This is a genomic window from Paenibacillus popilliae ATCC 14706, assembly GCF_000315235.1.
Lineage (GTDB): Bacteria > Bacillota > Bacilli > Paenibacillales > Paenibacillaceae > Paenibacillus_B > Paenibacillus_B popilliae.
Window position 1 is genome coordinate 35,356 of sequence record NZ_BALG01000213.1, and the last position, 6,547, is coordinate 41,902.

The following is a 6,547-nucleotide window of genomic DNA, read 5'->3' on the forward strand; positions in this document are numbered from 1 at the left end:
GTCATCAGGTGCTCCCCCTCCGTCTAATAAATATCGACCCATACGAGGCATTTATCGTCCTTGCCCTCTTCTCCCGGCGGATGGAGCAGCTCGTTCCAGGCTTTGCACTTCAAGGACTGTTCCTGCTTCAACAGCGTTCCTATCCGCTCCATCGCGCGCTCTACGGTTGCCCCTGCCGATTCCAGCAGCCCGTCGGTATACAGCGCGATTCTCGCCCGCGAGTCGCATTTCAGCGTATGAGTATCCACTTCCAGCTCAGCGAACATTCCGACAGGATAGCCTGTCAAATCCAGCGTCACCATCCGGCCGTCCTCCATCATGATGATCCCCGGCGGGTGGCCCGCATTGGCATATTGGATGGTACGCTCATTCGTATCTATGACTAGAAAGAGAGCGGTCATATAATAGAGCATTAGATTCCCGTTCATATGAAGCTGGTGGAACTTCGTGTTCAACCGCTTTAGCACCAGGTCCGGCTGCTCGGTCTGCACCACTGCGTCCCTCAGAACCGAGGCGATGAACATGCACAGCAGCGCGGAGGAGACGCCATGCCCCCTCATGTCGATAATCATGATGCCGTACCGGCCTTCTCCCAGCTTGAACCAGGCGTACAGGTCTCCAGCCAGCTGCTCGGACGGATGGTAGAGGGCGTCTATCGTAATCCGCTCATCGGAGATCGGCTCCGTCAGCACCGAGGCCTGCACCCGGGCCGCGAGCTGCAGCTCCTCCCGAATGTGGCAGTCCCGTTCCTTATGCCAGTCCTTCTCCTGCTTCAAGCGAAGAGCCAGCCGGATGCGGGCGAGCAGCTCAATGCGGTTAATCGGCTTCGTTACATAGTCGGTGGCTCCCGCGTCCAGCGCCTCGGCCAGTATATGCGAATCACCGATCTCCGTCACGATAATGATCGGAATATCCCGCAGCTCCGAATACTGCTGAATGATCCGGCACGCCTCCAGCCCGTTCATCTCGGGCATCATCACATCCAGCAAAATGAGATCAATTTCCGGCACATAGAGCGGACCTACCGGTCCTTCCAGGCCCAGCACCTCGTACATTTCCCCCGCAGAAGAGGCAGACTGCACCCCCGTATAGCCCGCCTTGCGAAGGATCTCCCGAACCAGCATGACATTGGTCGGATTCTCATCGACAACAAGTACGTTCATCATCCTTCTCCTTCCCTCAATCGACAGCCTTCCACTTCCCAAACACTTACAATCTCTTCCTTACACTATAACGGAATCGCGACTGCTTTCGTACCCCTTTTATGCCACGGGAGCCAGTCCTATTTCTATTTCAGATCGGAAAAGCCGGCTAACGTAACCGTTAGTCCGGCCGGATAACTAGCTTCGTTGTCTCCACAGCTGCCATGCGCGAATTCCGAGATCGACCCAGAACTTCCAATCGTCCCCGCCCTGTTTCGCCGGAGTTCCCGATTGCGGGTGCTCTGCGGCTGCCGCCGCGAGCGGCAGCGCGGAAGTGGCGCTTGCCCCGGATGCTCCGTTCGGCTGCGGCTTAGCGGTCTGTCCATCCGGAGCCGGACTGCCTGCATAAGAGGCCGCCGCGTTCCCCGGTTGGTCTCCCGGTGTCTGCCCGTCCTGGCGCTTCTTCTCGAACCGGCTTGCCGCTTTGCGGACACCGCTGACGAGGCCGGCCGAGATCTGCTTCGCGGCCAGCGTCAATTCATTCAAGGCTTCTCCGGCATTCTGGACCGAATCGGCCACAGGCTCAATCTTCTTCAGTTGTCCCTGCAATTCCTCAGTCATGTGATTGGCATTCCGGGCGACCGCCTGCAGATCCCCGCTCAGCATGTGCACGGTCTGCTGCACATCCTCCATCGCCATTGACGCCTTATCGAGCGACTGCTTGGCCGACCTCAGCGTCTGAATCAGATAGACGACCAACACCGCAAAGGCCAGCGCCGCAATCAGCGCGCTGATTTGAACTAGCATAACATCTCCGCCCTTTCTCTCTATAAAATGTGAATCCTGCATGTTGTCCATGAAATCATCCATTTAGTACCCGTACGGCCCGCTTGTGAAACAGTTTTCTTTATTTATTTCATGCATTCATTTGACCCCTGATTCTGTTCATCCTCTCCCTGCTCATAGGACGAAGAAATCCATCGCTATTGCAGCATGCAGCCCGCATCAGCCCCGCAATGCACCAATGACGCCTTCCGACGAAGAAGGCGTCATTGGTATTGTATCGCATTTGCGGGCAAAAAGGTGTGAAATATTGTTCATATTTTCCATTGGAGCGTCCGCTATATGTCCTCGCGATCCACCTGGCGCTCCTCATAGAACCGCTTCCGGTTCCATTGGCCGAGCCAGCGGGAGGACAGGACACCTGCCGTCATTGAGCCGTTCACGTTCAAGGCCGTCCTACCCATGTCAATCAGCGGCTCGACGCTAATCAGCAGCCCCGCCAGCGCGACCGGCAAGTTCATTGAAGACAGTACGATCAGCGCGGCGAAGGTCGCTCCTCCCCCGACCCCGGCGACGCCGAACGAGCTGATGGCGACAACCGCAACCAACTGCAGCAGAAATCCGAGGTTGTACGGATCGATGCCCACGCTCGGGGCGATCATGACGGCCAGCATCGCCGGATAGACTCCGGCGCAGCCGTTCTGCCCCATCGAGGCGCCGAACGAGGCGCTGAAGTTGGCGAAGCTCTCCGGCACGCCGAGCCGATTGACCTGCATCTCGATGTTGATCGGAATCGAGCCTGCGCTGGTGCGGGAGGTGAATGCGAAGACGAGCGCCGGCAGTGCCCCGGTTACGTACCGGAGCGGCGAGATGCCCGACAACGCTAAGAACAGCAGATGCAGACAGAACATAATGATGATCGCCACATATGAAGCGATGACGAATTTTCCGAGCTTCCATATTTCCGATGGCGCGGTTGTGGCGACCACGACGGCCATCAGCGACAGCACGCCATAGGGGGTCAGCCTCAGCACCAGCGTAACCATCCGCATGACAACGGCATGCAGCGCGTCGATGATGGACATGAAGGCGGCCCCTATGTCCGGCTTCTTGCGCATCACGCCAAGCGCGGCGACGCCGACGAAGCCCGCAAAGATGACGACGGCGATCGTCGAGGTCTGCCGTTCTCCCGTCATGTCGAGGAACGGATTGGCCGGAATGAATTCAATAATTTGCTGCGGCAGCGTCATCTCATTGACTTCCCCCAGCTTGCTGTCCATATAATTGCCGCGCTCCATCTCCTGCTTGCCGGCTTCAATCTCCAACGAGGAGAGCTGAAAGACGAGGGCCGTGACGATCCCGACAACGGTGGCCACGGCGGTCGTGCCGATCAAGATGCCGATAATAGTGGCGCTCATCTTGCCTACCCCCGCCTTGGCTTTCACATGAATGATGGCGGAGATGATGGATACGATAATGAGCGGCATGACGACCATTTGCAGCAGTCGCACATAGCCGACGCCGACAATTTCGAACCAGTCAGCCGCCTTCTCTACAATGGCGCTGTCCGGGCCATGAAGCCACTGCAGCACTGCCCCGTACACCACTCCAAGACCCAGACCCGCGAATACCCGCTTCGTAAAAGAAACATGCTTGCGCTGCATGCGGTACAGCAGCGCCACCAGGCCGAGCATCATGATGGCGTGAAGCGCTACCCACCATCCGACTGTCATCTACATCACTCCTCTGTCCGTTGACAGTTAAAATCGCTGGAGAAGCCGTTTGCCGGTCCCCTGCGTTTTTATTACTGCCCAATTCGGGAACAGTTATCCAGCGAAGGAATTCGATGTTTCTGCTCGATATCGTTCTCCGGCGCCGCCATGCTGCCAGACACGCCTTCGAGTTTCTCCGGCTCCGGCAGCTTCGAACGGTCGATTTTGCCGTTCGTCGTCAGCGGCATGCGCTCCAGGAAGGCATAATAGGCCGGCGCCATATAATCCGGCAGGCGGGTCAGCACATAGGCGCGGACATCGGCCGCCGTCAGCCCGCCTTCCGCCACGATATGGGCGCAGAGCGCCTTCTGCCCCGGCGCTTCCTCGCGCACAGACACGATCGCGTCCTTCACCTGCGGATGACTGCGGATCTGCGCCTCAATCTCGCCCAGCTCCATCCGAAAGCCGCGAATTTTGACCTGATGATCCTTTCGTCCCAGAAATTCGATATTGCCATCCGGCAACCAGCGCACCCGATCGCCGGTCTTGTAGATCCTCTCCCCCGGCCGGAACGGGCTGTCGATGAACTTCTCGGCAGTCAAGTCGCTCCGGTTCAAATACCCGCGGGCGACCCCGTCGCCGCCGGCCCACAGCTCGCCTGGAACGCCGATCGGCTGCAGCTTCCCGAACGCGTTGACGACATAAGCCGTCGAATGGGCAATCGGCTTCCCGATGGGGATCGAGCCCGGCCGCTCGCCGGCAAGCTCGTAGCAGGCCGTGAACGTCGTATTCTCCGTGGGCCCGTACCCGTTGACAATCGTGATCGGCGCGCTCGCTTCCCGCACCCGGTATATATGCTTCGGCGACAGCACATCGCCGCCGACGAGCAGCGTGCGCACCGGCCGGAACAGCTCCGGATTTTTCTCTGCCAGTTGGGTGAACAGCGGCGAAGTGAGCCACATCATCGTCACCCCGTGGCGTTCAATCGCTTCGGCCAGGGCGAACTCATCCAGAATCGTCATCTTGTCGACAAGCACCAAGCGCAAGCCGTTCACCAGTGCTCCCCAGATCTCGAACGTCGATGCGTCGAACACCAACGAGCCTGTCTGAAGAATGCAGTCGTCCTCTCGGAAGGAGACGAAGTTCGTATGCTGCACGAGCCGGATGACGTTGCGGTGGGTCACCATGACCCCCTTCGGCTTACCCGTTGATCCCGACGTGTACATCAGATAAGCGAGATCCTCCGCCTGATTTACGCTTGTAGGATTGACAGCACCCTCTTCCTCCTCGCTTGAGCCGGCCGCAGCCTCAGCCGCTTCGAACCCGACACAGGCGATTGAAGGCGGCAGCTGCCCCACAAGCGCGCCGCTCGCAAGCACGAGTTCCGCGCCGCTATCCTCCAGCAAGTAATCGACCCGATCCGCCGGATAATCCGGATCGATCGGCATATACGCGCCCCCCGCCTTCATAATGGCCAGGACGCCGACGATCATTTCTGCCGTCCGCTTGGTCAAGATGCCGACGGCCTGTTCCCGGCGGACGCCACGGCGCCGCAGCTCATGGGACAGCCGGTTCGCTTCCGCATTCAGCTCGGCATAGGTAAGCGAACGCTGCGGATCGGTGACCGCCGTGCGCTCCGGCGTCCGCCGTACCTGCTCCTCGAACAGGCCGTGGATCGTCGCTTCGCGCGGGTAGTCCGCTTCGGTCCGATTGAACTCGGCGACGATCTGTTCCCGTTCCTCAGCCGTAATCATGTCCCATTCGCCGATGAACGCTTCCGGCTTCCGCACCGCCTCCTGCACGAGCTGCAGGAAGTGTCCCGCCAGCCGCTCGATCGTATCCCGGCGGAAGAGAGCCGTGTTGTATTCGAAGTTCAGCAGGACGACAGCTTCCCGCTCGACCGCCTCCAGCGTCACGTCGAACTTCGAGGTGCCGTTATGATAAGGAATGGCCTCGCAGGCCGCGCCGTCGATCTCGAGCGTCGTATCGCCCATGTTCTGCATGACGAAAACCGTATCGAACAGCGGGTTGCGGCTCATATCCCGCGGGTAGGACAGTTGGTCGACCAGCTTGTCCAACGGATAGGTCTGGTATTCATACGCCGCCAGCAAGCTCGCCTTCAGCTCGGCCAAATAGTCCGCGAACGGCTTGTCCCCTTCCGGATAGCTGCGAATCGGCAGCGTGTTCACGAACATGCCCATCATCCGCTCTAGATCGGGATGCGTCCGCGCCGCAACGGCACAGCCGACGATAACATCCTCCTTGTCGGCATAAGCGGCCAGCAGCAGGCTGTACACGGCGAGCAGCGCCATATAGAGCGTCGTTCCCCGTTCCGAGGCCAGCTTCTTCAGCGCGGCAACATCGGCGGCCGGCAGCGTCGCGCGGACGATATCCCCCGCGAAGGTCTGCATGGGCGGCCGCGGGAAGTCGGTCGGCAGCTCCAGCACCGGCAGCTCGCCTCCCAGCATTCGCAGCCAATAGGCCTCGCCCTCTTCCTGTTCCCGGCTCTCCCGCTCCGCCTGCCATTCGGCGTAGTCTTTGTAATGCAGCATCTGCGCCGGGAGCGCCCGGCCCGCATACAGGGCGGCCAGTTCCTCGGCCAGCAGGCTCAGCGACGTTCCATCGAAGACGATATGATGAACGTCAAGGAGCAGTGCCGCCTCGCCTTCCGCCAAGCGGATCCAAGCCGCCCGCAGCAGCGGGGCCTCCTCCAGCCGGAAGGGGCGCAGGAACGATGCGGCCGTCTCCGCTGCCGTGCGGCCATCGCCCTCCAGCCGCTGCATGGCGAAGCTGACGGCCGGATGCACTCGCTGGATGACCTCGCCGTCCTCCCAATGGAAGGACGTGCGCAGCGCCGCATGGCGCTCCACCAGCTTCCGCAGCGCCTGCTCCAGCCGTTGTGGATCGCAT

4 protein-coding genes are annotated in these 6,547 nt (G+C 60.0%); all 4 read right to left on the reverse strand.

All coding sequences use genetic code 11. The features are described 5' to 3' along the window. Positions 1-23: 23 nt before the first annotated feature. Positions 24-1,163: a SpoIIE family protein phosphatase gene (locus PPOP_RS13510; protein WP_006287072.1), complete on the reverse strand. Its 1,140-nt coding sequence runs from the start codon at positions 1,161-1,163 to the stop codon at positions 24-26. A 177-nt stretch (positions 1,164-1,340) separates the two neighbouring features. After that, positions 1,341-1,949, reverse strand: a complete 609-nt coding sequence (locus PPOP_RS13515; RefSeq protein ID WP_042228882.1) for a DUF948 domain-containing protein — start codon at positions 1,947-1,949, stop codon at positions 1,341-1,343. 314 nt (positions 1,950-2,263) lie between these two features. Next, on the reverse strand, positions 2,264-3,658 hold the full coding sequence (locus tag PPOP_RS13520) for an L-cystine transporter (protein WP_006287074.1): 1,395 nt from the start codon (positions 3,656-3,658) through the stop codon (positions 2,264-2,266). Positions 3,659-3,729: 71 nt separating this feature from the next. Continuing rightward, positions 3,730-6,547 (reverse strand): non-ribosomal peptide synthetase (locus PPOP_RS13525; protein WP_006287075.1); only part of this gene is annotated, 2,818 nt, incomplete at its 5' end.